22 protein-coding genes are annotated in these 23,535 nt (G+C 63.5%); 10 read left to right on the top strand and 12 right to left on the bottom strand.

The genetic code is table 11. From position 1 onward, the window contains the following. Positions 1 to 38 precede the first annotated feature (38 nt). Both GGD65_RS16180 and GGD65_RS16185 read right to left on the bottom strand, forming a co-directional pair. The gene (locus GGD65_RS16180; protein ID WP_312017716.1) at positions 39 to 761 is read right to left on the bottom strand and encodes a phosphatidylserine decarboxylase; all 723 of its coding nucleotides are present in this window, start codon (positions 759 to 761) and stop codon (positions 39 to 41) included. Positions 762 to 816: 55 nt separating this feature from the next. Beyond that, positions 817 to 2,775 (bottom strand): ABC transporter ATP-binding protein/permease, encoded by a 1,959-nt coding sequence (locus GGD65_RS16185; protein ID WP_183235902.1) that lies wholly within the window; start codon positions 2,773 to 2,775, stop codon positions 817 to 819. Positions 2,776 to 2,976: 201 nt separating this feature from the next. Between GGD65_RS16185 and GGD65_RS16190 the strand changes: the two genes are divergently transcribed. Continuing rightward, positions 2,977 to 3,582, top strand: coding sequence for a TIGR00730 family Rossman fold protein (locus GGD65_RS16190; RefSeq protein ID WP_026202462.1), 606 nt, complete (start codon positions 2,977 to 2,979; stop codon positions 3,580 to 3,582). A gap of 4 nt (positions 3,583 to 3,586) precedes the next feature. Here GGD65_RS16190 and GGD65_RS16195 read toward each other — a convergent pair whose 3' ends face one another. The 4 genes from GGD65_RS16195 to cysS form a co-directional block, all read right to left on the bottom strand. Beyond that, positions 3,587 to 3,964, bottom strand: a complete 378-nt coding sequence (locus GGD65_RS16195; protein ID WP_018320932.1) for a VOC family protein — start codon at positions 3,962 to 3,964, stop codon at positions 3,587 to 3,589. Positions 3,965 to 4,101: 137 nt separating this feature from the next. Beyond that, the gene (cimA, locus tag GGD65_RS16200; RefSeq protein ID WP_183235903.1) at positions 4,102 to 5,709 is read right to left on the bottom strand and encodes a citramalate synthase; all 1,608 of its coding nucleotides are present in this window, start codon (positions 5,707 to 5,709) and stop codon (positions 4,102 to 4,104) included. 178 nt (positions 5,710 to 5,887) lie between these two features. Beyond that, positions 5,888 to 6,379, bottom strand: coding sequence for a GNAT family N-acetyltransferase (locus tag GGD65_RS16205; protein WP_177236916.1), 492 nt, complete (start codon positions 6,377 to 6,379; stop codon positions 5,888 to 5,890). A 115-nt stretch (positions 6,380 to 6,494) separates the two neighbouring features. Further along, positions 6,495 to 7,877: a cysteine--tRNA ligase gene (cysS, locus tag GGD65_RS16210; protein ID WP_018320928.1), complete on the bottom strand. Its 1,383-nt coding sequence runs from the start codon at positions 7,875 to 7,877 to the stop codon at positions 6,495 to 6,497. 292 nt (positions 7,878 to 8,169) lie between these two features. On the opposite strand from cysS, the gene GGD65_RS16215 reads away from it, so the two are divergent. Both GGD65_RS16215 and GGD65_RS16220 read left to right on the top strand, forming a co-directional pair. Beyond that, a complete protein-coding gene (locus GGD65_RS16215) occupies positions 8,170 to 8,475 on the top strand; it encodes a hypothetical protein (protein ID WP_018320927.1) in 306 nt (101 codons plus the stop codon). A 178-nt stretch (positions 8,476 to 8,653) separates the two neighbouring features. After that, positions 8,654 to 9,835: a DUF2865 domain-containing protein gene (locus tag GGD65_RS16220; protein WP_183235904.1), complete on the top strand. Its 1,182-nt coding sequence runs from the start codon at positions 8,654 to 8,656 to the stop codon at positions 9,833 to 9,835. A 216-nt stretch (positions 9,836 to 10,051) separates the two neighbouring features. On the opposite strand, the gene GGD65_RS16225 is transcribed toward GGD65_RS16220, so the two are convergent. Beyond that, complete coding sequence (locus GGD65_RS16225; RefSeq protein WP_183236117.1) at positions 10,052 to 10,957, bottom strand: DUF2189 domain-containing protein; 906 nt, start codon at positions 10,955 to 10,957, stop codon at positions 10,052 to 10,054. Between the two features lie 532 nt (positions 10,958 to 11,489). Between GGD65_RS16225 and GGD65_RS16230 the strand changes: the two genes are divergently transcribed. From GGD65_RS16230 to GGD65_RS16250, 5 genes are all read left to right on the top strand, one after another. Continuing rightward, entirely contained in the window at positions 11,490 to 12,323 is an 834-nt protein-coding gene (locus GGD65_RS16230) for a cytochrome c oxidase subunit II (protein ID WP_018320924.1), read from the top strand. Between the two features lie 79 nt (positions 12,324 to 12,402). Beyond that, positions 12,403 to 14,181: a cbb3-type cytochrome c oxidase subunit I gene (locus GGD65_RS16235; RefSeq protein WP_018320923.1), complete on the top strand. Its 1,779-nt coding sequence runs from the start codon at positions 12,403 to 12,405 to the stop codon at positions 14,179 to 14,181. Beyond that, positions 14,178 to 14,882 carry a cytochrome c oxidase subunit 3 gene (locus GGD65_RS16240; protein ID WP_018320922.1) on the top strand — a complete coding sequence of 235 codons (705 nt, stop codon included), beginning with the start codon at positions 14,178 to 14,180 and terminating at the stop codon, positions 14,880 to 14,882. The genes GGD65_RS16235 and GGD65_RS16240 overlap by 4 nt, the downstream gene beginning before the upstream one ends. A 14-nt stretch (positions 14,883 to 14,896) precedes the next feature. After that, the gene (locus GGD65_RS16245; RefSeq protein ID WP_018320921.1) at positions 14,897 to 15,619 is read left to right on the top strand and encodes a heme-copper oxidase subunit III family protein; all 723 of its coding nucleotides are present in this window, start codon (positions 14,897 to 14,899) and stop codon (positions 15,617 to 15,619) included. Positions 15,620 to 15,628: 9 nt separating this feature from the next. Continuing rightward, entirely contained in the window at positions 15,629 to 16,021 is a 393-nt protein-coding gene (locus GGD65_RS16250) for a cytochrome C oxidase subunit IV family protein (protein ID WP_183235905.1), read from the top strand. A 48-nt stretch (positions 16,022 to 16,069) separates the two neighbouring features. On the opposite strand, the gene GGD65_RS16255 is transcribed toward GGD65_RS16250, so the two are convergent. The 4 genes from GGD65_RS16255 to GGD65_RS16270 all read right to left on the bottom strand — a co-directional run bounded on the left by GGD65_RS16255 (position 16,070) and on the right by GGD65_RS16270 (position 20,280). Further along, positions 16,070 to 16,603, bottom strand: a complete 534-nt coding sequence (locus GGD65_RS16255; RefSeq protein WP_183235906.1) for a putative immunity protein — start codon at positions 16,601 to 16,603, stop codon at positions 16,070 to 16,072. A gap of 156 nt (positions 16,604 to 16,759) precedes the next feature. Next, on the bottom strand, positions 16,760 to 18,517 hold the full coding sequence (locus tag GGD65_RS16260) for an NAD+ synthase (protein WP_179730977.1): 1,758 nt from the start codon (positions 18,515 to 18,517) through the stop codon (positions 16,760 to 16,762). A 16-nt stretch (positions 18,518 to 18,533) separates the two neighbouring features. Further along, positions 18,534 to 18,887: a diacylglycerol kinase gene (locus GGD65_RS16265; protein ID WP_018320918.1), complete on the bottom strand. Its 354-nt coding sequence runs from the start codon at positions 18,885 to 18,887 to the stop codon at positions 18,534 to 18,536. 4 nt (positions 18,888 to 18,891) lie between these two features. Continuing rightward, on the bottom strand, positions 18,892 to 20,280 hold the full coding sequence (locus GGD65_RS16270; protein WP_183235907.1) for a class II 3-deoxy-7-phosphoheptulonate synthase: 1,389 nt from the start codon (positions 20,278 to 20,280) through the stop codon (positions 18,892 to 18,894). A 180-nt stretch (positions 20,281 to 20,460) separates the two neighbouring features. On the opposite strand from GGD65_RS16270, the gene GGD65_RS16275 reads away from it, so the two are divergent. Beyond that, positions 20,461 to 21,357, top strand: a complete 897-nt coding sequence (locus tag GGD65_RS16275) for an alpha/beta fold hydrolase (protein WP_183235908.1) — start codon at positions 20,461 to 20,463, stop codon at positions 21,355 to 21,357. Between the two features lie 1,443 nt (positions 21,358 to 22,800). Further along, positions 22,801 to 22,968, top strand: coding sequence for a hypothetical protein (locus tag GGD65_RS16280; protein WP_018319998.1), 168 nt, complete (start codon positions 22,801 to 22,803; stop codon positions 22,966 to 22,968). 164 nt (positions 22,969 to 23,132) lie between these two features. Here GGD65_RS16280 and GGD65_RS16285 read toward each other — a convergent pair whose 3' ends face one another. Next, positions 23,133 to 23,396: a hypothetical protein gene (locus tag GGD65_RS16285; RefSeq protein WP_026202291.1), complete on the bottom strand. Its 264-nt coding sequence runs from the start codon at positions 23,394 to 23,396 to the stop codon at positions 23,133 to 23,135. Positions 23,397 to 23,535: the final 139 nt, after the last annotated feature.

A 23,535-nucleotide genomic window follows, 5' to 3' on the forward strand; every position in this document is an offset into this window, starting at 1 on the left:
CCATTGCGGCGGAAGGCCCCCACAGACCGACTTATTGGTTAATTGGCGCGGAAGGCGCGGCTGGGGTCGTCTCCGGAAAGGTCGGCCAAAATCGTCTCGCCGGCGATCGCGGTCTGCCCTTCCGAGACCAGCGCTTTGCTCCCCACAGGCAGATAGACATCGAGCCGGGAGCCGAAGCGGATCAGGCCGAAGCGCTCGCCGGCGCCGATCGCCTGGCCCTCCCTGACGAAGCAGACGATGCGCTTGGCGACGAGCCCTGCGATCTGCACCACGCCGATCCGCGCCGTCGCTGTCGAGATGACCAGCGAGTTGCGCTCATTGTCCTCGCTGGCCTTGTCGAGCTCGGCATTGATGAAAAGGCCGGGCCGGTAGGCGATGCGGTCTACCCTGCCCGCTATGGGAGCGCGGTTCACGTGGCAGTTGAACACGCTCATGAACACCGAGATGCGCGGCAACGGCCGGTCGCCGAGCCCGAGCTCGGCCGGCGGCAGCGCCATGGTGATCATCGAGACGCGGCCGTCGGCCGGCGACACCACAAGCCCCTCACGCACCGGCGTCACGCGGACGGGGTCGCGGAAGAACAGCGCGCACCACACGGTCAGGATCGTGCCGATCCACCCCAAAGGCGACCACAGCCAGAACAGGACGAGGCTTGCCAGCGCAAAGCCGCCGATGAAGGGATAGCCCTCCTTGTGGATCGGCGGGATCTGACGCTGGATCGAATCGAGAATGGACATCGGTATCTGCCGCTCGGGGTTAATGGCACGGGGTCGTCGCGCGGGCTTGTTTAGGCCAGAGTTGGGACCGGAGACAAGGTCACTCCGCCGCCGCGGGCGCCGTCAGGGCGTCGTTGACCGGTGGCGGCTCCCGGTTGGGTGCCTCGCTGGTATCGGCCATCTTGGCCAGCTTCTCGCGTGCCGCCTCGGCCTCACGCTGCCTGTTCCACATGCTGGCATAGAGACCGCCATGCGCGAGCAACTGGCCATGGGTCCCCCGCTCGGCAATGCGGCCCTGATCCAGGACGATGATCTCGTCGGCCCCGACGATGGTCGAAAGCCGGTGCGCGATCACCAGCGAGGTGCGGTTCTTCGCCACGCGGTCGAGCGCGCCCTGGATCTCGTGCTCGGTATGGGTATCGAGCGCCGAGGTCGCCTCGTCCAGCACCAGAATCGGCGGCGCCTTCAGGACGGTGCGCGCGATCGCGACGCGCTGCTTCTCGCCGCCGGACAGTTTGAGCCCGCGCTCGCCGACCTGGGTCTCGTAGCCCATCGGCGCCATGCGGATGAAATGGTCGATCTGGGCCAGCTGCGCCGCCTCTTCGACTTCAGCGTCATCGGCGTCCCAGCGGCCATAGCGGATGTTGTAGCGGATGGTGTCGTTGAACAGCACGGTGTCCTGAGGCACCATGCCGATCGAGGCCCGAAGCGAATCCTGCGTCACCGCGCGGATGTCCTGGCCGTCGACCAGGATCCTGCCGCCGGAGACATCATAGAGGCGAAACAGAAGCCGCGAGATGGTCGACTTGCCCGCGCCCGACGGGCCGACGATGGCAACGGTCTTGCCGGCCGGGACCTCGAAGCTGATGCCCTTGAGGATCGGGCGGGTCGGCTCATAGGCAAAGCGCACGTCCTCGAAACGCACGGTGCCGGCGGAGATGACCAGCGGCTTGGCACCGGCCGCGTCCTTGATCTCGGCCTCGCGGCCGATCACGCCGAACATCTTCTCGATGTCGATGATCGCCTGCTTGATCTCGCGATAGACCATGCCCATGAAGTTCAGCGGCTGGTAGAGCTGGATCATCATGGCGTTGACCAACACGAAATCGCCGACCGTGTTGGTGCCATTGCGCACGCCGATCGCGCACATCAGCATCGTCGCGGTCAGCCCCAGCGTGAAGATCACGGCCTGGCCGGTGTTGAGCACCGCGAGCGAGGTGTAGGTGTGGACGCTCGCCTCCTCGTAGCGCGCGACCGACTTGTCGTAGCGCTGCGCCTCGCGGGCCTCGGCGCCGAAATACTTCACGGTTTCGTAGTTGAGCAGCGAGTCGATCGCCTTGGTGTTCGCCTCGGTGTCGGAATCGTTCATCCGGCGGCGGATGCCGATCCGCCACTCGGTCGCGATGTAGGTGTAGTACATGTAGAGCGTGACCGTGATCAGGGTGGCGACCACGTAACGCCAGTCGAACTGCCAGAGCAGCACGGCCATCAGCAGCGAGACCTCGACGATGGTCGGGATCAGCTGCAGGATCACCATGCGCACGATGACCTCGATGCCCTCGCGCCCGCGCTCGAGCACGCGCGTCAGGCCGCCGGTCTTGCGCTCGAGGTGGAAGCGCAATGACAGCTCGTGCATGTGGACGAAGGTGATGGTGGCGAGCTTGCGCACCGCATGCATGGCGACGCGCGCGAAAATGCCGTCGCGCCATTGCGTCAGCAGCGCCATCAAGATGCGCATCACGCCGTAGCTCACGGTCAGCAACAGCGGCGAGGCGATCACCCAGAGGTGCCAATTGTCCGCCTGCACCGGCGCCGTGTTGGCGCCGGTCAGCGCATCCGTCGCCCATTTGAAGCTGAACGGCACCGTCAGCGTGATCAGCTTGGCAGCGAGCAGCAGCACAAGCGACCACACCACACGCATCTTCAGGTCGAAGCGGTCGCCCGGCCAGATATAGGGCCACAGATGCGCCAGCGTGCCCATCAGTGTCGCCCGCCCCGGTGCGCCGCCGGGAGGAGGATCGGGAACGTCGGCGCCGTCGAACGATTGAGGTTGGTCCATCAAAAAGCCTGAAAGCCCGCCGGATGCGGGCGTCGCTGCGATTAACGATTTTCGCACGTCATATAGAGCCTTCCCGATGCCAGCGCACCCCGCCAGATGGCGAATCTTCGATTGTTTGCCGTCATTTACCGGTAGATTTCCGGGTGATCCGAATCACCGATTGGGCTTGACGCCTCTTCGCTGCAATGCATCATGGCACCAATGAGCACTATTAAAACCGTCTGTGTCTATTGCGGCTCCGGCCCCGGAACCAATCCCCGCTTCACCGAAGGCGCCAAGGCGTTCGGCAAGGCGCTCGCCGAGAACAACGTTCGGCTCGTCTATGGCGGCGGCTCGCTCGGCCTGATGGGCTCGGTCGCGACCTCCGTGCTCGACCACGGCGGCACCGTCACCGGCATCATCCCGGAATTCCTGCGGATGCGCGAGAACGCGCTGACACGCGTACAGGAGATGATCGTCACCCCCGACATGCACGAGCGCAAGCGCTTGATGTTCGAACGCTCCGACGCCTTCGTGGCGCTGCCCGGCGGCGTCGGCACGCTGGAAGAGCTGGTCGAGCAATTGACCTGGAAACAGCTCGGCCGCCACGCCAAGCCGGTGCTGCTGGCGAACATCGACAATTTCTGGGAACCGCTGTTCTCGCTGCTGTCGCACATGCGCCAGACCGAGTTCATCCGCGCCGGCCTTTCGGTCGACATCCTCAAGGCCGATCGGGTCGAGGACATCTTGCCGAAGCTGAAGGCGGCCGCAGCCCAGATCGACGAGGCCGAGAAGAAGCTCGCCCCGGAAGTCGCGCGCAAGCTCTGACGTCCTACTCGCTTGGAAACGTCACCGCCTCGATCCGGTTACCATCGGGGTCGGTGACGAAGGCCGCGTAGTAGCGTACGCGGTCATGCGGACGGATGCCGGGCGCACCGTCCGAGGCGCCGCCGGCGGACAGCGCTGCGGCGTGAAACGCATCGACCTCGCTTGTCGTCTTCGCCCGCAGGCAGATATGGACGCCGCTTTCGGGGGCTACGGGCGGCATGGTCTCGCGTAGATTGATCCAGAATTCCGGATAGGCCTTGCCGAAACCGACCGTGCGCGGCCGCGTGACGAGGCGCGAAAGGCCGAGGGCGGCGAGCGTTGCCTCGTAGAATTTCGCGGCGCGCTCGAGATCGCTGACGCCGACGGAGATGTGGTCGATCATGCCCTGCCCTTTCCTCCCCCACTGTCATCGCCCGGCTTGACTGGGCGATCCAGTACTCCGAGCCGCGCGAGAGCAACCGAGAAGCCGCGGCGTACTGGATATCCCGCCTTCGCGGGGTATGGCAGTCGTCGTGGGACTTACGCCGGCGCGCCCGACTTCACGAGCTTGTAGATCACCGAATCCATCAGCGCCTGGAACGAGGCGTCGATGATGTTGGGGGAGACGCCGACCGTGGTCCAGCTATCGCCATTCTCGTCCTCGCTCTCGATCAGGACGCGCGTGACCGCGCCGGTACCGCCGTTGAGGATACGCACGCGGTAGTCGATTAGCTTCAGCCCCTCGATGTATCTCTGGTACTTGCCGAGGTCCTTGCGCAGGGCAACGTCGAGGGCGTTGACGGGACCGTTGCCTTCGGCAGCCGAGATCAGGTGCTCGCCGGCGACGTCGACCTTCACCACGGCCAAAGCGACGGTGACACGTTCGCCATGCGAATTGTAGCGCTGCTCGACATTGACGTCGAACTGCTCGACCTCGAAATAATGCGGCACCTTGCCGAGCGTACGGCGCGCCAGCAGCTCGAACGAGGCGTTGGCGGATTCATAGGCGTAGCCGGCCGCCTCGCGCTCCTTCAACTCCTCGACGAGACGCGTCAGCTTCGGATCACTCTTCTCGTAGGGAATGCCGGCGCGGTCGAGCTCGGCGATGACGTTGGAACGTCCAGCCTGGTCCGAGACCAGGACCTTGCGGTGATTGCCGACCATCTCCGGCAGCACGTGCTCGTAGGTCTGCGGGTCCTTCAGCACCGCGGACGCATGGATGCCGGTCTTGGTGACGAAGGCGCTCTCGCCGACGTAAGGCGCATGCCGGTTCGGCACCCGGTTGAGCATGTCGTCGAGCGTGCGCGAGACCTTGACCAGAGTTGCCAGCTTCTCGGCCGTGACGCCGATCTCGAAGGCGTCCGAAAACTCCGGCTTCAGCTTCAGCGTGGGGATCAGTGAGCAGAGATTGGCGTTGCCGCAGCGCTCGCCAAGGCCGTTCAGCGTGCCCTGGATCTGCCGCGCGCCGGCACGCACCGCGGCGAGCGAATTGGCCACCGCCTGCTCGGTGTCGTTATGGGCGTGGATGCCGACGCGGTCGCCGGGGACGTGCTTAGTAACTTCGGTGACGATGGCCTCGACCTCGTGCGGCATGGTGCCGCCATTGGTGTCGCACAGCACCACCCAGCGCGCGCCGGCCTCGAAGGCGGCCTTGGCGCAGGCGAGCGCGAAGCTCGCATCTTCCTTGTAGCCGTCGAAGAAATGCTCGCAATCGAGCATGACCTCGCGACCGGCGGCCTTCGCGGCCGCGACGCTGTCGCGGATCGAGGCGAGGTTTTCCTCCTTCGTCGTCTCCAGCGCGACGCGCACCTGATAGGCGGATGCCTTCGCGACGAAGCAGATCGCGTCGGCCTTCGCTGCCAAAAGCCCGGCCACACCGGGATCGTTCGAGACCGAGCGCCCGGCCCGTCGCGTCATGCCGAACGCCGTGAAGCGCGCATGGGCGAGCTTGGGCTTGCTGCCGAAGAACTCGGTGTCGAGCGGATTGGCGCCGGGATAGCCGCCTTCGACATAGTCGATGCCGAGGTCATCGAGCATCGCGGCGATGACCTGCTTGTCGGTGAGCGTGAAATCGACGCCGTTGGTCTGCGCGCCATCGCGCAGCGTGGTGTCGAACAGATAAAGGCGCTCTTTCTGTGCCGAGCTCATCACGAGCGTCCGTTCTTGTTACCTCCCCCCTTGTGGGGGAGGTCGACGATGCGCAGCATCGTCGGGAGGGGGGTGCCACACGGGTGGTCGGAGTGCGGGGCTACCCCCCTCCCCAACCCTCCCCCACAAGGGGGGAGGGAGCGGCGAGAGGATCGCGCTTGGCGGACACGCTCCTTGGTCATTGCCCCGCTCCGAGCGTCTTCTTCATGGTGGTGTTGGCAAGCCATTCGTCATTGATGGTGACGCTATTGCGCTGCTGGGCAGTGTAGCCGCGCTTGGCGAAAAAACCCTGCGCGGTGTCGCTGGCATCGACGTTGAGGCTCTGCGCGCCGCGGCCGCCGGCAAGCTTTTCCAGCGCATCGACCAGCATGGTGGCGATGCCCTGCCCGCTGACGGCCGGATGCACATAGAGCATGCGGATGTGGTCATTGCCGCGCAGCGAGGCAAAGCCAACCGGCGAGCCATCGAGCGTCGCGATCAGCGTCAGGTCTGACGCGAGGTGCTTGCCGAACTCTTCGCTGTCCGCCACCTCCATCCAGGCCTGCTGCTGCGCCTCGCTATAGTCGTCGCCAGTCAGCTCCTCGATGCTGGCGGTGAAGATCGCAGCAAGAATTGGCACGTCCGCCGGCAGGAACGGCCGCAAGCCGGGCTTTGGCAAAGTCTGTCCCATCGTCCTCACCACATCCCATAGAGCTTGAGAACCAGCGCCACGGCAGCCGCGAGCAGCGCGATCTTCAGCGCGATGTAATAGAGCCAGTGCCGCGGGAAAGGCGTGTCGGGCCGTTTCATCGCGCGACCTCCCACGTCGTTCCTTCCTTGGAGTCCTTGATCGCGACGCCCATTGCAGCGAGCAGATCGCGAATGCGATCGGATTCCTTGAAGTCCTTGCGGCTACGGGCCGCCGTCCGCTCCGCGATCAGGCGCTCGACTTCCCCGGCATCGACGCCGCTCGCCTGCTGCTTGCGTCCTTCCCACTGCGCTGCGCTCTCGGACAAGAAGCCGAGCAGGCGCAACGAGCCCGCCAGAGCGCCCACGTCACCTCCACGCAGGCCATGCAACGCCGCGATCGCCAGCGGCGTGTTGAGATCGTCGAGCAGCGGCTCTACCACGGACGCAGCCGGCTCGCCGGGCGCGACGTCGGCGGCAACGCGATACCAGTCGTCGAGCGTCTTGGCGCTCTCCTCCAGCGACTTCATGGTCCAGTCGATCGGCGAGCGGTAGTGCGTCTTGAGCATGTTCAAGCGCAGTACCTCGCCGGGCCAATCCGCGAGCAGCTCATGGATCGTGATGAAGTTGCCGAGGCTCTTCGACATCTTCTCGCTTTCGACCTGCAGGAAGCCGTTGTGCATCCAATAATTCGCCATGCGCTCTCGGTGGAAGGCGCAGCAGGTCTGTGCGACCTCGTTCTCGTGATGCGGAAACACGAGATCGATGCCGCCGCCATGGATGTCGAAATGCTCGCCGAGATGCTTCCAGGCCATGGCCGAGCACTCGATGTGCCAGCCGGGACGCCCCTCGGCCTTGATGCCGGCCGGTGACGGCCATGACGGCTCGCCCGGCTTGGACGGCTTCCACAGCACGAAATCGGTGGCATCGCGCTTGTAGGGCGCGACATCGACGCGGGCGCCGGCGATCATCTCGTCGAGCGATCGCTTCGACAGCGCACCGTAGCGGGGCAGCGAGGAATTTGCTGCGTTCATCGCCTGCGGCGAGAACAGAACATGGTCCTCGGCGGCATAGGCAAAGCCGCCCTTGATCAGCCGCTCGATGATCTCGCGCATCTCGCCGATATGCTCGGTCGCGCGCGGCTCGACGCTCGGCCGAAGCGCTCGAAGCGCATCGACGTCGGCGTGAAACTGCTTGCCGGTCTGCTCGGTGACCTTGCGAATGGCCTCGTTCAGCGGCAGGCCCGGGAAATCGCGCGCGGCGCGGTCGTTGATCTTGTCGTCGACGTCGGTGATGTTACGGACATATTTGACGTGCGCCTCGCCATAGAGATGGCGCAGCAGCCGAAACAGCACGTCGAACACGATCACCGGCCGTGCATTGCCGATATGGGCGAAGTCATAGACGGTCGGCCCGCAGACATACATGCGGACGTCTTTCGCATCGAGCGGCGCGAAGATGCGTTTTTCCTTCGTCAGCGTATCGTAAAGGCGCAATTCCATATGGATACCCGTCGGCTGTTGGCCGGGCGTCCAAGGCTCTCAATGTTTTTGAGAAAAGACGGCTCCAGCCAGCGAATCGCTAGCTCATAATCTCGCGGCAAATGGCGCAAATGGCGAGGAGACCGTTCATGCGGCCACATATGGGCTATGAGGCGGCCCCGCGTCAAGGGAGCCGCGGAAATGCCGTTTTATGTCCGCAAAGCGCGCAGCCCGCCGGGGTGGTTCGTGATCCTTAACTATTTGAGCCCATTCTGGAACCAGATTGTTCCCTTTTTTGCCTCCCGGTATTTTCATGCGATCCTTGCTCGCGCTCATTTTCAGCGCCTCGATCCTCGCGGCATCCGGTGCCCGCGCCGAGACCCGCGTCTTCATCATCGCCAACCAGGCTGACGGCTACGGCGTCGATCAGTGCCTGGCCAAGGGCGAGAAATGCGGCGCCTCCGTCGCCCGCACCTACTGCCAGTCACGAGATTTTGCCCAGGCATCAAGCTATCGCCGGGTCGATCCCGACGAAATTACCGGCTCTGTCCCCAAATCCGGCGCAAACTGCTCCCATGGCCACTGCGACGAATATGTCGCAATCACTTGCCAGCGCTGAATTCGCTCGGAGCTGGCGCAGCTTAGGCCCGGTCCATTGGCCCCCAAAACGACGTGACGATGCCGCAGGAAGCGGCTATTGGGAGGGCGCGCTTCGGCGCCCAAATCGCTTCGGCGTCCAAGTCGCCTCAGTCCAAGTCGCTTCAGTCCAAGTCACATTGGGCCATGACCTCGCTAGAATGGCGGATATGCCTGAATTCTTGTCCCTCTCTCGTGCTCGCTTGCTTCTTGCCTGCACCGTGCTCTTGAGCACGGCCGTGCTCGTCACCGGCGCCCTCGCGCAGGCCGGTCCGCCCGGACCGCCGCCTCAGCCCGGCCAGAACGGACTTGGGCCCAATCCGATGTGCGTGCGGTTGGAAGGCCAGCTCGCGGCGCTGGACCGCGGCGGCGGTGGTGACCCCGCGCGCGAAGACCAGATCCGCCGTTACCAGGATTCCCAGGCCAAGCAGCAGGCCGAGCTGGACCGCGTCACCATGCAGGCCAAGCGCATGGGCTGCGATTCCTCCGGCTTCTTCTCGCTGTTCAACGGCCAGTCGGCCCAATGCGGACCGGTCAACACCCAGATCCAGCAGATGCGCGCCAATCTGGACCAGATCACCGGCAATCTCGAGCGCTTGCGCGGTGGCGGCGGCTTCAGCGCGGAACGCGACAGTCAGCGCCGCTCGGTGCTGGTTGCGCTGGCGCAGAACAATTGCGGCCCGCAATATGCCAACGCCGTGCAGTCGCAGGGCGGCGGCAACTTCCTCAGCAATCTGTTCGGCGGCAACAACGCGGGCAATCCGCAAGGCGTGCCGCCCTCCGATCTCGGGCCGCAATCGGGCACCTATCGCACCGTGTGCGTGCGCACCTGCGACGGCGCCTATTTCCCGGTCTCATTTGCAACGGTGCCGGCGCGCTTCCCCGACGACGAGAAGACCTGCAAGGCACTCTGCCCGGCCGCGGAAGCCGTGCTCTACACCCATCGCAATCCCGGCGAAGACATGAACTCCGCCGTCTCGGTCAGCGGCCAGCCCTACACGGCGCTGCCGACCGCGTTCAAATTCCGCAGCGAGTTCAATCCGTCCTGCTCCTGCAAGGCGGCCGGACAGACCTGGGCGGATGCGCTCAAATCGGCCGACGACAAGGCCGCCGCCGAGCAGCAGGGTGACATCATCGTCACCGAGGAGAGCGCCAGGAAGATGCAGCAGCAGCGCCTCAACAAGGGCGCGGCTGCGAATGCCAAGAAGGGCGCAGCTCCCGCGCCGACGACGGCGAATGCACCGGCCGCGACGCCGCCGGCAGATACCGCCCCCCCTGCGAGCTCCGAGAACAAGCCGATCCGCTCGGTCGGGCCGACCTTCCTGCCGCAGCAGCAGAAGTAAATCACCTTTTGCTCAACAGTCATGCCCCGCGACCCGGCTACGCCAAGGCTTCGCCGGGGTTTGAGGTCTTGGCTCGCCGAAGCTTCAGCGTAGGCGGCAAGCGGGGCATGACAGTATTCCATGTCGACAGTTGGCGCGCACCGGCAGCGCCGCGGAGTATTGGATCATCCGCTTTCGCGGATGATGCCAACAATCAATGGGGCGCGATCGCCCGTCTCACTCACCCTCGCGGCTCCACGGGAAGAGATTGGCCGGAAAGTCCGCCGCGTAGCGCCTTCCCTTCCTGGGCGGCGGCGGCGCGTCCGGTGGATTCGGATTTGGCTCGACCACCCGCCGATAGAGGTGCCAGGTGGCATGGCCAAGCACCGGCAGAACGACAGCGAGACCGACGAAGAGCGGTACCGAGCCGATCACGAGCAGCACCGCGACGATGACGCCCCATCCGGCCATCGCGACCGGGTTCGCCGCTACTGCTCGGAGCGAGGTGCGGATCGCGTCGATCGCAGTCGCATGCCGGTCGAGCATCAACGGAAACGACACGACGCTGACGCACAAGGCCACAACCGCAAACAGGAAGCCGACACCGCAACCGACGATGATGAGCGACCAGCCTTCCGGTGTCGTCAGCACGCGCGTTGCGAAGTCGGGAATGCTTGCGGCCGCCGCATGACCGAAGATTGAGACATAGATTGCGTTCGCGACACCGATCCAGGCCCCGAACAGGACCAGCAGGAGCACGCCGAGTTCGACCATGGCGCCCAACGACGGTGCGCGCAGCACCTTGACCGCATCCCATGCATCGACCTCCTCGCCGCGCTCACGACGCCGGCTGAGTTCGTAGAGACCGATCGCGGCAAACGGGCCAATCAAGGCAAAGCCGGCGGCCAGTGGAAATAGTAGCGGCAGCACCGAATAGCCGAGAACCATCCTGAACAGGACGAGACCGAGAACGGGATAAATCACGCACACGACGATCGCGTGACTCGGCATCGCCTGGAAATCCTCCCAACCCAGGCGCAGGGCCTCGGTCAGATCGGACAGGCTGATCTTGCGAACGGGATAGGAGGCCGCTTCGCCGAATACGTGCCGCCTGATGATGTCGTGGGAGTACAGAGTGGCCATGAACGGACCCTCCCGTGCTGAAAATCGCGGTTTCGATAACACGCGCTTTCCAGCCACGCGTGTCCGCCTGATGAGCAGGAAACGCGATGGGTCGAGTACGGCAACCCAGGTTCAACGAACGAGCCTGGCCGGACGGAACCCGTCGCGACCTGCCTCGCAAAGTCTAGCGCTTGCGGCGCAAGGCTGCACTCACGGTTGGGTGAATTGTGCACTAGCACGGATTTGTGCGTTGCATCACCCAGACCCAACCTGCGCGCCTGATGCTCTGTCGGCTTTGCCAGCACGGCGATCAACCACGTCGGGGCACCTACATTGCGCTATTGACGCCGGGTTGGGCTGGTATCATTTTAGACGCAGACGCCCTTAGAGTTGATGGTCGCGAATATTCTCTTGATTTCGCGGCCAGTGGAATGGGCGAGGCAAGAGGCCGGCGATGGCATAAGTGCCAACCGAAAAAGGCCAGCCATCGCGACAGACATGAGCTCCGCCCTGGATTCGTATCCGTAGCCTTCGATGGCAAGGATGGATCAGGATGGCTGTCGCACTGATACTGCTTCTGGTCGCGATCGGCTCGGTGCTGTTTCACCTCTACAGCCCATGGTGGTGGACGCCGATCGCCACGAACTGGGCCTATATCGATCACACCATCAACATCACGTTCTGGATCACGGGCTTCGTTTTCGTCGCGGTCATCGCCTTCATGGCCTATTGCGTCTTCCGCTTTCACCACAAGGAGGGAAGACGGGCTGACTACAATCCTGAAAACAAAAAGCTCGAATGGTGGCTGAGCGTGGGAACCGGAATCGGCGTCGCGGCGATGCTCGCCCCTGGCCTCGTGGTCTGGCACCAGTTCGTGACGGTGCCTGCGGATGCCACCGAGGTCGAGGTGATGGGCCAGCAATGGCAATGGAGCTTCCGCCTTCCGGGCAAGGATGGGCGGTTGGGCACATCCGATGTCCGCAACATCGCGTCCGAAAATCCGATGGGGCTCAATCGCGATGATCCGCATGCGCAGGACGACGTCGTGATCGAGAACGGCGACCTGCACCTTCAACTGGGAAAGCCGGTCAAGGTTCTGCTCCGCTCGGTTGATGTCCTGCACGATTTCTACGTGCCCGAATTCCGGGCCAAGATGGACATGGTTCCGGGCATGGTGACTTATTTCTGGATCACGCCGATCCGAACCGGAACGTTCGACGTTCTCTGTGCGGAGCTTTGTGGCGCGGCTCACTATCAGATGCGGGCCAAGGTCATCGTCGACGAAGAGCGTGAATATCACGCCTGGCTGGAGCAACAGAAAACGTTTGCAGGATTGCCGCCTGCAAGCACCGTCGTGAAGGCGACATATCAATCCGGCGGCAAGTAGCAAGGCGCCGCCGCGAAGATGGATCGGGTGCGTGAGACCAACTCATCGCCCCCGATGGAAACGACCGAGGAGGTTTTCTATGGTCGATATTCCATATGAAGGGATCGCAGGCACTCCGCCTGCCGAAGTACCTGATGTCGAGCTCTATCATCCGAGGAGCTGGTGGACACGGTATGTCTTCTCGCAGGACGCCAAGGTGATCGCCATTCAGTACTCGCTGACGGCCTCGGCCATCGGGCTGGTGGCCCTGGTGCTCTCGTGGCTGATGCGACTGCAGCTGGGATTCCCCGGCACCTTCTCCTTCATCGATGCCAACCAGTACCTTCAGTTCATCACCATGCACGGCATGATCATGGTGATCTACCTGCTCACCGCATTGTTCCTGGGCGGCTTCGGCAACTACCTGATCCCGCTGATGGTCGGCGCCCGGGACATGGTCTTCCCCTATGTGAACATGCTGAGCTATTGGGTCTACCTGCTCGCAGTCCTCGTGCTGGCCTCGACATTCTTCGTGCCCGGCGGCCCGACCGGCGCCGGCTGGACGCTGTACCCGCCGCAAGCAATCCTCTCCGGAACGCCCGGGCAGGATTGGGGCATCATTCTCATGATGTCGTCCCTGATCCTGTTCATCATCGGCTTCACCATGGGCGGGCTGAATTACGTGGTGACGGTGCTCCAGGCACGCACCCGCGGCATGACGTTGATGCGCCTGCCCCTGACGGTGTGGGGCATTTTCACGGCAACCGTGATGGCGTTGCTGGCATTCCCTGCACTTTTCGTTGCCTCGGTCATGCTGCTGCTCGACCGCCTGCTGGGAACCAGTTTCTTCATGCCCTCCCTCGTCGAGATGGGCCAGCTATCGAAATATGGCGGGGGCAGCCCGCTGCTCTTCCAGCACCTGTTCTGGTTCTTCGGCCACCCCGAGGTCTACATCGTTGCCCTGCCCGCCTTCGGCATCGTTTCCGATCTGATCAGCACGCATGCACGCAAGAACATCTTCGGTTACCGCATGATGGTCTGGGCGATCGTGGCCATCGGCGCGCTCAGCTTCATCGTATGGGCGCACCACATGTATGTGAGCGGCATGTTCCCGCAATTCGGGTACTTCTTCGCCACCACGACGCTCATCATCGCCATCCCCACTGCGATCAAGGTCTACAACTGGGTGCTGACCCTGTGGCGCGGCGACATTCATCTCAGGGTGCCGATGCTGTTCGCCCTCGGCTTCATCATCACCTTCGTGAACGGCGGGCTCACCGGCCTCTTCCTCGGCAACGTCGTCGTCGACGTGCCCCTCTCGGATACCATGTTCGTGGTCGCGCATTTCCACATGGTGATGGGCGTGGCGCCGATCATGGTCGTGCTCGGCGCGATCTATCACTGGTACCCCAAGGTCACGGGGCGAATGTACAATGACGCACTCGGCAAGTTTCACTTCTGGGTCACTTTCCTCGGCGCCTACCTGATCTTCTTCCCCATGCACTATCTTGGACTGCTCGGGGTTCCGCGCCGGTATTTCGAACTTGGAGATACGTCGTTCATCCCGTCCTCGGCCCATTCACTGAACGCCTTCATCTCCGTGGTGGCCTTGACCGTCGGCTTCAGCCAGATGGTGTTCCTGTTCAATCTTGCCTGGAGCCTGTTCAAAGGTGAGGCCTCAGGCGGCAATCCGTGGCGGGCGACGACGCTGGAATGGCAGACGCCGGAGACGCCTCCGGGGCACGGCAACTGGGGCAAGGAGCTCCCGGTCGTGTACCGCTGGGCCTATGATTACAGTGTGCCTGGCGCCGCGGAGGACTTCATTCCGCAGAACCAGCCGCCGCACGCGACGCAGCTCATTCAGGGAGCTGCTTCGTGAGCGCCATCATCCTTTTCCTGGCTGTGCTTGCGGTGATCGCCGGGTGGTGGCTGTCGCAGCAGCGGCTGACGGCGAAGCCCTGGCTGGAGGAAGGCCCGGCTGGTGATTTCCCCGGCGGCGATGCCATGACCTGGCCGGCAGCGAAGGTCGGACTTGGCGTGTTTCTCGCCGTCGCGAGCGCATTGTTCGTCCTCTTCATCAGCGCCTACTCGATGCGCATGGACGTGGCGGACTGGCGGACGCTGCCCGTGCCGCGGCTGCTGTGGTTCAACACGGGCGTCCTGATCCTGAGCAGCGTCGCGCTGCAATGGTCCTACGTGGCCGCGCACCGAGACGACGCTGAAGGCGTCATGATCGGCCTGCTCGCGGGCGGCGCAGCTGCCGTGATCTTCCTCGGCGGACAGCTCCTGGCCTGGCAACAGCTCGGCGCGGCCGGATATTTCGTGGCGTCCAATCCGGCGAACTCCTTCTTCTACCTGTTGACCGCAGTGCACGGGCTGCATCTGACCGGTGGTCTGGTGGCTTTGGGCCGAACCTCGACCAAGATGTGGCGCGGCGCCGGGATCGCCGACATGCGCTTGAGCGTGGAGCTGTGCGCCATCTATTGGCATTTCCTGCTGCTGGTCTGGCTTGTGCTGCTCGGGCTTCTCACGGGCTGGACCGACGATTTCGTCAACATCTGTCGCCGATTGCTGAGCTAGGGAGGCGAGACCCGATGGCAGAGACCGTGCTGACAAATCCGGGCCATTCGACTGCGCGGCTTGAAGGCTGGCGCGGCATCGCCGCCGACTGGGCGTCCGATCAGCGCGCCTTCAAGAACGTGTCCTGGGGCAAGGCCATGATGTGGATCTTCCTCCTCAGCGACACCTTCATCTTCAGCTGCTTCCTGCTTTCCTACATGACGGCGCGCATGTCGACGACCGTGCCGTGGCCCAATCCCAGCGAAGTCTTCGCCCTCAATATCGGCGGCAACCACATCCCCCTGATCCTGATCGCCATCATGACCTTCGTGCTGATCAGCAGCAGCGGAACGATGGCGATGGCCGTCAATTTCGGCTACCGCCGCGATCGCGTGAGAACCGCAGCCTTGATGCTGGTCACGGCGGCGTTCGGCGCAACCTTCGTCGGCATGCAGGCCTTCGAATGGACCAAGCTGATCATGGAGGGTGTCCGGCCCTGGGGCAATCCGTGGGGCGCACCGCAGTTCGGCGCGAGCTTCTTCATGATCACGGGCTTCCACGGCACCCACGTGACGATCGGCGTGATCTTCCTGATCGCCATTGCGCGGAAGGTCTTGCGCGGCGACTTCGACGTCGAAAGGCGCGGCTTCTTCACCAGCCGCAAGGGGTATTACGAGATCGTCGAGATCATGGGCCTGTACTGGCACTTCGTCGATCTCGTGTGGGTGTTCATCTTTGCATTCTTCTATCTTTGGTGAGGTCGGCGCATGACAAACGCGGCGGTACACATGGAAGGACAGCTCCACACTCCGGCGCATGGCGCAGTCGCAACGGCAGCCGTTCACGCCAGCGGTCAACAGCACCCGATCAAGCTCTACCTCGTGGTCTGGGGCTGGTTGTTCGTCCTCAGCACGTGCTCCTACCTCGTCGACTATTTTGGCCTGCATGGCTATCTGAGGTGGTCGCTGATCCTGCTGTTCATGGTGTTGAAGGCCGGCCTGATCGTCGCCGTCTTCATGCACATGGCCTGGGAGCGACTGGCCTTGGCCTACGCCATCCTGCTGCCGCCGATCGCAGTGTTGGTATTTGTGTCGATCATGGTGCTCGAATCCGAATACACGCACTTCCTGCGGGTGCTGTTTTTCGCAACCCCGTCGTAGCGGCAATCTGAGTTCTCACCGCCATTACTTTGCGAGGTGGGCATCTGGTTACGCCAGCTCGCTGCGAAGCCTGCGGTCGATTGCGCGCAGCAGTTCGCCAACCCGCCCTCCACCGGACGGTGCGAGCGGGTAGCGGCGCAGAACCTCGACGAGCCCAGGCGTCGCGCGCCGGACGGCGCGCTCAACATAGTCGGCACCAACATCTGCAGCATCGCCCGCTGCAAGTTCAGTGGCCCGGGCTGCATGGGCGGGCGCGCCGAGAATGTGCCTGACCTGAGTCGATCGAGCCAAGGGATGGAGATAGGCCGCGGATGAGGCACACATCGCGGCGCGCGCAGCTTGGCTGGCTGCTGCATTTTCGGCTTCCTTTGCTGCCTTCAGCGCGGCCCAGGCAGCATCGCGCAAGGCCTTCACCCGCTTGCCTCCTCTTGCGAACGTCCGGGCGGTTTCGAGCGCATCGCACGGACGGGAATCTGCGGGATACGATTGCTCGAATATCTCCAGCACGTCCGCGGCATTTTCCGCCGCGTAGGCAGCGACCTCACGGAGATCCTCAATATCTAGGATGAACTCGTCTGCCATGCCTCACCTGCTCGACACACCAGCGCGGGGCCATCCCTATTGACGCGCTATGGCCGAAGTCGGTCGTCTCAATATCCGCCGCGGAGTACTGGATCATCCGCCTCCGCGGATGATGACAGCGAACCATGGGGCGCTATCGTCCTCACACCGAAAGCTTCACCCCTCGAACGCGTCGATCGACGCCTTGCTGCCGCGCGAGACCAACGTTTCGTCGACGGCGGGCAGCCCCTCCCCCTTGTCGCGAAAGCGGTTGGTGATGGGATAGCGGCGGTCGCGGCCGAAATTCCTGGGCGTCACCTTCACGCCGGGCGCGGCCTGGCGGCGCTTGTATTCGGCGACGTTGAGCAGATGGTCGATCCGGGTGACCGTTTCGCGATCGAAACCGGCGGCGATGATCTGATCCAGCGGCTGCTCGCGCTCGACAAGACGCTCCAGGATGGCATCGAGCACCTCATAGGGCGGCAGCGAATCCTGGTCGGTCTGGTTCTCGCGCAGCTCCGCGCTCGGCGGCCGCGTGATGATGTCGGGCGGAATCACCTCGCCCGCCGGCCCGAGCGCGCCATCGGGCTTCCAGCCGTTGCGCAGGCTTGCCAGCCGAAACACCTGTGTCTTGTAAATATCCTTGATCGGGTTGAAGCCGCCGTTCATGTCGCCATAGAGCGTGGCGTAGCCGACCGACATTTCCGACTTGTTGCCTGTCGTCACCACCATCAACCCGGTCTTGTTGGAGATCGCCATCAGAAGCGTACCGCGGCTGCGGGCCTGGAGGTTTTCCTCGGTGATATCGGGCGGCAGATTCTTGAAGAGGCCCGAGAGGATGGTCTCGAAGCCGGTCACGGCCTCCGCGATCGGCAGCACCTCATAGCGGATGCCGAGATGGCCGGCGAGCTCGCCCGCATCGGCGATCGAGTGTGCTGCAGTGTAGCGGTACGGCAGCATCACGCCATGCACTTGATCGGCGCCGAGCGCATCGACCGCGATCGCCGCGCAGAGGGCCGAATCGATACCGCCGGAAATGCCGAGCAGCACGCCGGGAAAGCCGTTCTTGGTGACGTAGTCGCGCAGGCCCAGCACGCAGGCGGCGTAATCGGCCTTGTCGCCCTCGGGTTGCTCGGCGACCGGGCCCGTGCAGCGCCAGTCGTCGCCATTTCTCACAAAGCGCAGCGTGACGATGCTCTCCTCGAACGCCGGCAATTGCGCCGCAAGCGAAAGATCGCCGTTGAGCGCGAAGGAGGCGCCGTCGAACACCAGCTCATCCTGGCCGCCGATCTGGTTGAGATAGACCAGCGGCAGGCCGCTCTCGGTGACGCGGGCGACCGCGACCGACAGGCGCACGTCGTTCTTGTCGCGGGCGTAAGGCGATCCGTTCGGCACCAGGATGATCTCGGCGCCGGTCTCGGCCAGCGTCTCGACCACGTTCTCGTAATCCTGGGACTCTTCCAGCCAGATGTCCTCGCAGATGGGAACGCCGATGCGCACGCCGCGCACGGTCACAGGGCCCGCCGCAGGGCCGCGCGAAAACAGCCGCTTCTCGTCGAACACGCCGTAATTCGGCAGATTGCATTTGAAACGCAGGCCAGCGATGCGCCCGCCGTCGAGCAGCGCGCACGCATTGTAGAGCTTGCCGTCCTCGACCCAGGGCGTGCCGACCAGCATGGCCGGCCCGCCATCGGCGGTCTCGCGGGCCAGTGCCTCGATCGCAGCGCGGCAGGCCGCCTGGAAGGCCGGCTTCTGCACGAGGTCTTCCGGCGGATAGCCGGCGATGAACAATTCCGGAAACAGCACGAGGTCGGCGCCGTCGGCGATGGCTCTCGCGCGCGCACTGCGCGCCTTGACGGCGTTGCCCTCGATGTCGCCCAGGGTCGGATTGAGCTGGGCGAGCGTGACCGCGAATGCTTTGAGACGTTCGGTCATGGCCGCCGCGCTCCGATCAGATAAATCCCAGTCGCTCGATGATGGCGATGATCCAGAACGCGCCTGCCATCAGCAGCGCGACGCCGACGGCCGCCGAGCCCATGTCCTTGACCCGCCCGATCTGCTTGTCGTGATCCATCGTCAGCCGGTCGGCCAGCTTTTCGATCGCGGTGTTGAGCAGCTCGACTGTCAGCACGAACGCAACCGAACAGACCAGCTCGACCGCGCGCATCGCGGTCGCGCCGACCAACCAGGCCAGCGGCAGCGACACCAGGAGCGCAAATATCTCCTCGCGGACGGCCTGCTCCGATCGGAACGCAAAGGCCAGACCGTTACGGGAATTGATCGTGGCCTTCCAGATCCGCAGCAAGATCCTAGAGCCCCGCTGCGGCCGGCATCGGCGTGGCCTTGCCCGCGCGTTCCTGCTTGAGGAGCTCGGCGATCAGGAAAGCCATGTCGATGGATTGCTCGGCATTGAGGCGGGGATCGCAGACCGTGTGATAGCGGTCGTTGAGGTCCTCGTCCGTGATGGCGCGGGCGCCGCCGATACACTCCGTGACGTCCTGCCCGGTCATCTCCAGATGCACGCCGCCGGCATGGGTGCCTTCGGCGGCATGGATCGTGAAGAAAGACTTCACCTCCGACAGGACGCGGTCGAACGGGCGCGTCTTGTAGCCCGAGGTCGAGGTGATGGTGTTGCCGTGCATGGGATCGCACGACCAGACCACCACTTTGCCCTCGCGCTTCACGGCGCGGATCATGTTCGGCAGATGCTCGCCGACCTTATCCGAGCCGAAGCGGCCGATCAGCGTCAGCCGTCCCGGCTCGTTGTCGGGATTGAGCACGTCGATCAGCTTCAAAAGCTCGTCGGACTTGAGCGACGGGCCGCATTTCAGCCCGATCGGATTCTTGATGCCGCGGAAATATTCGATATGGCCGTGATCGAGCTGGCGGGTGCGGTCGCCGATCCAGATCATGTGGCCCGAGGTCGCGTACCAGTCGCCGGTGGTGGAATCGACGCGGGTCATGGCCTGCTCATAGCCGAGCAGCAGCGCCTCGTGGCTGGTGTAGAAATCGGTAGCGCGCAGTTCCGGATGGCTCTCGAGATCGAGGCCGCAGGCGCGCATGAAGTTGAGCGCGTCGGAGATGCGGTCGGCCAATTCCTTGTAGCGGCGGGACTGCGGCGAATCCTTGAGGAAGCCGAGCATCCACTCATGCACGCTGCCGAGATTGGCGTAGCCGCCGGTCGCAAACGCGCGCAGCAGGTTCAGCGTCGCGGCCGACTGGCGATAGGCCATCAGCTGGCGCTGCGGATCCGGCACGCGCGCTTCCCTGGTGAAGGCGATGTCGTTGACGATGTCGCCGCGATAGCTCGGCAGCTCGACGCCATTGAGCTTCTCGGTCGGCGACGAGCGCGGCTTTGCAAACTGGCCGGCGATGCGGCCGACCTTCACCACCGGCACCGCGCCGGCGTAGGTCAGCACCACCGCCATCTGCAGCAGCACGCGGAAGAAATCGCGGATGTTGTTGGCGCCGTGCTCGGCAAAGCTCTCGGCGCAGTCGCCGCCCTGGAGCAGGAAGGTTTCGCCGGCCGCAACGCGGGCCAGCGCCTTCTTCAGGTTGCGCGCCTCGCCCGCGAACACCAGCGGCGGAAAGGTCGCGAGCTGCGCCTCCACGTCGGCCAGGGCCTTGGCGTCGGGATAGTCGGGCACCTGTAGCACCGGCTTGCTGCGCCAGGACTCGGGCGTCCACCGCTCGGACATCGCAATCTCTCCGTGAAGCAAAAAGCACAACCTGATCTAGGGGTTGCGAGGGCCGCCTTATACACAGGCTGGCCCCGCCCCGCCAGTTGTAAATCCAGTCGGCACTGCAAACCCTTGCGGGGAAAGCCAAATTCGCATTTGCTGGGAGGGCGAGGCAAACTGGCAGGATACCTTGCGCCCATGGACGCGGCACTGGACGACGTTTTCATCGACGAGATCAACTTCCCGGCGACCGACGGGTATGCCCTGGCCGGCACCCTGTTCCTGCCGCGCGGCACCAAGCGCCATGCCGTCCTGATCAATTCGGCCACCGCCGTGCCGCGCAAGATTTATCGGGGCTTTGCCTCCTACCTCGCCCATCGCGGCTGCGCGGTCCTCACTTACGACTATCGCGGCATCGGCGATTCCCGGCTGCCGGCGATGGTCGGCTACAACCAGCCGAAATCGCTGGTCGGCTTCAAGGCCTCGATGTCGGATTGGGCCGCGCTCGACGTCACCGCCGCGGTCAGCTGGATGCGGGAGCGCTACAACACCCTGCCGCTGGCCTATGTCGGCCATTCCTTCGGCGGCCAGGCGCTGGGGCTGATCGCCAACAACAGCGAAATCTCGCGCGCCGCGTTCGTGGCCTCGCAGGCCGCGACGTGGCGGCTGATGACATCGCCGGAGAAATACCGCGTCTTCGCCTTCATGAACCTCATCGGCGTCCCGCTCACCCACACGCTCGGCTACGCCCCGGGCTGGGCCGGCGTCGGGGAGGATTTGCCCAAGGGCGTCTTCCTGCAATGGGCCGAATGGGTCTCGAGCCCGCGTTATCTCTTCGATTCCAAGCTGCCGGCGCTGGAGAATTTTGCGAAGTTCAAGGGCGAGCTGCGGGCGCTGTGCTTCTCCGACGATCCGTGGGCGACGCGGCCGGCGGTCGAACTGCTCGCGAGCGGATTCACCGCGATCAAGCCGGAGGTGCTCAACGTCAAGCCGTCCGATGTCGGCGCCAAGACGATCGGCCATTTCGGCTTTTTCCGCCCCGAGCATCGCGACACGCTGTGGCGTGGCGTCGCCGAATGGATTCAGGGGGACTGAGACACAGCTTCGCGTCCTCGCGGCTTTTCTCGCCCGAGCTTTGACCAGTACCTTACCCTCTCATGAAAGAGGGCGCAGGGAAGGCCGGGAGCCGGTTGGCTCCCATCGACCGCCATGCGAAGAGCAGATTGCGTGTGCTTCATGCATAGCGGATAACAGGGCAACCGGAGCATCCCGGCCTTCCCTGCGCAGTGGCTTTACGGCTTATGTCGTACTCTCCCCGGGGAGCGTTGCACTATTGCCCCCGTCGCCTTGTGGATGACTGATGCGCGTGCCCGGTTGGACCGCCACATCACCGCAAGACTTGGCGCACAGACCCCGGGCGCCAGGACCATACGATTTTGCCGTACGCGGATCACACCGGTCGTGTGCGCCAGGTGTTTCGCTCACGGTTGCCCGCCCTGCAAAACCCTCAGCGCCGATGTGACCCACGTCCACCGCCACCCCGCCCGCGTTCGTGACGATCGCGATACGCCCCTCTTCGTTGGGCCGGGATGCAGCGACACATACGCGATTTCCGAATTTCGGTAAAGTGGAATATTTTTGGCAGCGCGCGTTGACCCAGGGCTCGCGTGTTTTGCCTGTCGGGCAACACAAGGCCTTGTGGATATCGTGCGGCCGCGGCTCGAGCGTTTCCGTGGAAACGCTGAAAGGCGTGCGATTCCCGGCGCGCAGCCGCATCTTCACCGACGAGGAAGCCTCTGAGCTGAAGGCCGTGGGACCGCCGGCGTCCGCCTTGAATTAGGGCGTGAACCCATAAATGTCGGCTCACCACCGTAAAGCGGAAGTCGCCACCTTGATCTACTGTTCGTGACCCAGAGCGGACACTACAACTACAAATTTTACCGCCGCTTGGCCCAGATAACTCGGACTTTCGATCGTTTGCGGCTGCTTCTCTCGCAGGTCTTCAATACCCGAGCGCGGAGGTTCCGAAGTTCTGCAAGTTGAGAGTTGAGCAACCAGACCCGTTGATTCAAAATGATCATACGGTCGCAAATCCGACCACGACTGTTCATTACGAGCTCCAAGAGCTGCAACTGCTGAAAATTACCGACATTTGTAAAAGGCGTTCACCGGGGATCTTAGCGTTGCTTCACGTAAAAGATGTGAAACGGCACATACGCGGCAGGAAAGGTATTTCACCTATCGAGTTTCTGAAGGCGTGCCTTAGGCACTAGTTGGCACAGAAAGGGCCACGACCGTGATGCAGGAGCAAGGTGATGTCACGAGCCTGTGGCATGTTCGTTGCACATTGGCGTCAACTGAGATTTCAGTGCTCAGTTAGAGAATAGGGCGCCGCCGGGACGCATATTTCAAGCCCGGCCGCGCCTCTTTTAACTGCTGCCCTGCTCTCGCGCCGTCATAAATCCGTAATTTTCAGGCATCGAACCTTGGCGCTGTCGCCCGATTTGCTTAGGAGTAAGGCCGCGAGAGGACCTGATCATGACCGACAATACGCAATACGACGACGCTAAGCGAAATCGCCTGCTCGAAGCAGCTCAGCAGGAGATGATCAAGTTCGAACGCAAAGAGAACGAGTTCCGCAAGAGGGATCGTGCCGAGAGAGCGGCGGAACTGCAATTGCCTCTGGAAAAGCTCAATATTCATTGATCACGTTGCCGGCAGTTTCCAGCCATGGTCCATCTAGCTCGGGTCGCGCCGTCGGATTCTGGCTACTGGTCGGATTCGACAAGCTCGTTAGCGGTTGAACTGCCAGCGCCCTGGCTGGCGGTAAACCGGACGTCAGGCGGACAGCCGATTAATGAGTACAGGCCCTAACGGATAATCGTCGTCAGGGACGAGTAGCGCCTGTTGGGCTTGGCCTCGCCCGGCGCGAACTGCGAGAACGCGTCGCTGACGCGGACCGCCGGCGGCGTGTCGGTCGCAAACCGAAACTCCTTCGGCCGCGGTGCGTAGAAGCTGGCGCGATAATAGGCGTCGTCGAAGCGCGCCTCGCCGACCCCGAACAATGCGTCACAGACGAGCAGGAGCGCGTAGACTCCCGCGACCGATGCGACGATCTCCCTTAGAATTGACATGCCGATAGCCCTGCCCTTTTGCGAGCAGGATGCAGATCGGTTCCAAAGGCCTGGTTTAAGGCGCCAGGCTTCTTGCCCGCAGGGTTTGCTGCTGCTGAGCGGTTTGCAGACAATTCTATCGATTGAAAAAGGAGCCCGC

It is taken from the genome of Bradyrhizobium sp. CIR18 (assembly GCF_014198295.1).
GTDB lineage: Bacteria > Pseudomonadota > Alphaproteobacteria > Rhizobiales > Xanthobacteraceae > Bradyrhizobium.

Bases quoted from the DNA above. Each gene is read 5' to 3' on its own strand.
- GGD65_RS16185 (WP_183235902.1), bottom strand. From the start codon at position 2,775: ATGGACCAACCTCAATCGTTCGACGGCGCCGACGTTCCCGATCCTCCT.
- GGD65_RS16190 (WP_026202462.1), top strand. From the start codon at position 2,977: ATGAGCACTATTAAAACCGTCTGTGTCTATTGCGGCTCCGGCCCCGGA.
- GGD65_RS16195 (WP_018320932.1), bottom strand. From the start codon at position 3,964: ATGATCGACCACATCTCCGTCGGCGTCAGCGATCTCGAGCGCGCCGCG.
- cimA (WP_183235903.1), bottom strand. From the start codon at position 5,709: ATGAGCTCGGCACAGAAAGAGCGCCTTTATCTGTTCGACACCACGCTG.
- GGD65_RS16205 (WP_177236916.1), bottom strand. From the start codon at position 6,379: ATGGGACAGACTTTGCCAAAGCCCGGCTTGCGGCCGTTCCTGCCGGCG.
- cysS (WP_018320928.1), bottom strand. From the start codon at position 7,877: ATGGAATTGCGCCTTTACGATACGCTGACGAAGGAAAAACGCATCTTC.
- GGD65_RS16215 (WP_018320927.1), top strand. From the start codon at position 8,170: ATGCGATCCTTGCTCGCGCTCATTTTCAGCGCCTCGATCCTCGCGGCA.
- GGD65_RS16220 (WP_183235904.1), top strand. From the start codon at position 8,654: ATGGCGGATATGCCTGAATTCTTGTCCCTCTCTCGTGCTCGCTTGCTT.
- GGD65_RS16225 (WP_183236117.1), bottom strand. From the start codon at position 10,957: ATGGCCACTCTGTACTCCCACGACATCATCAGGCGGCACGTATTCGGC.
- GGD65_RS16230 (WP_018320924.1), top strand. From the start codon at position 11,490: ATGGCTGTCGCACTGATACTGCTTCTGGTCGCGATCGGCTCGGTGCTG.
- GGD65_RS16235 (WP_018320923.1), top strand. From the start codon at position 12,403: ATGGTCGATATTCCATATGAAGGGATCGCAGGCACTCCGCCTGCCGAA.
- GGD65_RS16245 (WP_018320921.1), top strand. From the start codon at position 14,897: ATGGCAGAGACCGTGCTGACAAATCCGGGCCATTCGACTGCGCGGCTT.
- GGD65_RS16250 (WP_183235905.1), top strand. From the start codon at position 15,629: ATGACAAACGCGGCGGTACACATGGAAGGACAGCTCCACACTCCGGCG.
- GGD65_RS16255 (WP_183235906.1), bottom strand. From the start codon at position 16,603: ATGGCAGACGAGTTCATCCTAGATATTGAGGATCTCCGTGAGGTCGCT.
- GGD65_RS16260 (WP_179730977.1), bottom strand. From the start codon at position 18,517: ATGACCGAACGTCTCAAAGCATTCGCGGTCACGCTCGCCCAGCTCAAT.
- GGD65_RS16270 (WP_183235907.1), bottom strand. From the start codon at position 20,280: ATGTCCGAGCGGTGGACGCCCGAGTCCTGGCGCAGCAAGCCGGTGCTA.
- GGD65_RS16275 (WP_183235908.1), top strand. From the start codon at position 20,461: ATGGACGCGGCACTGGACGACGTTTTCATCGACGAGATCAACTTCCCG.
- GGD65_RS16280 (WP_018319998.1), top strand. From the start codon at position 22,801: ATGACCGACAATACGCAATACGACGACGCTAAGCGAAATCGCCTGCTC.
- GGD65_RS16285 (WP_026202291.1), bottom strand. From the start codon at position 23,396: ATGTCAATTCTAAGGGAGATCGTCGCATCGGTCGCGGGAGTCTACGCG.